This is a genomic window from Achromobacter sp. GbtcB20 (assembly GCF_019091095.1).
Taxonomy (GTDB): Bacteria; Pseudomonadota; Gammaproteobacteria; order Burkholderiales; family Burkholderiaceae_B; genus Achromobacter; species Achromobacter mucicolens.
In genome coordinates this window covers 1-553 of the sequence record NZ_JAGXJZ010000189.1, presented here as the reverse complement: position 1 = coordinate 553, position 553 = coordinate 1, and the positions used below count along the sequence as shown (strand labels likewise).

At 64.6% G+C, this 553-nt stretch carries 1 pseudogene; it reads left to right on the top strand.

The features are described from left to right. Positions 1-553: pseudogene (locus KVT32_RS28495) on the top strand (copper-transporting ATPase); the annotation flags it as partial.

Below are 553 nucleotides of genomic sequence, written 5' to 3'. Positions count from 1 at the left end.
TGTCCGTGGTCAACCGCAGCCCGAACATGTGGACACTGATCGGCCTGGGAACGGGTGCGGCATTCATCTACAGCGTTGTGGCAACCGTTGCGCCGGAAGTGTTTCCAGCTTCCTTCATGTCCATGGGACGGGTCGGCGTGTATTTCGAGGCCGCCGCCGTCATCATCTCGCTGACACTGCTCGGCCAGGTGCTGGAACTCAAGGCCCGCTCCCAGACTTCGGCAGCCATCAAGTCGCTGCTGGGGCTGGCACCCAAGACGGCGCGGCGCATCAATGCGGACGGCAGCGAGGAAGACGTGCCACTCAGCCATGTGCACGTCGGCGACCTGCTGCGCATCCGACCCGGCGAGAAGGTGCCGGTGGATGGCATCGTGCACGAGGGCCGCAGCTCGATTGACGAATCCATGCTGACCGGCGAACCGCTGCCCGACAGCAAGCGCGTGGGCGACAAGGTCATCGGGGCCACACTCAACACCAGCGGCGCGCTGGTCATGCGTTCGGAGCGGATCGGCTCGGACACCGTTCTATCGCAGATCGTCCAGATGGTCGCCCA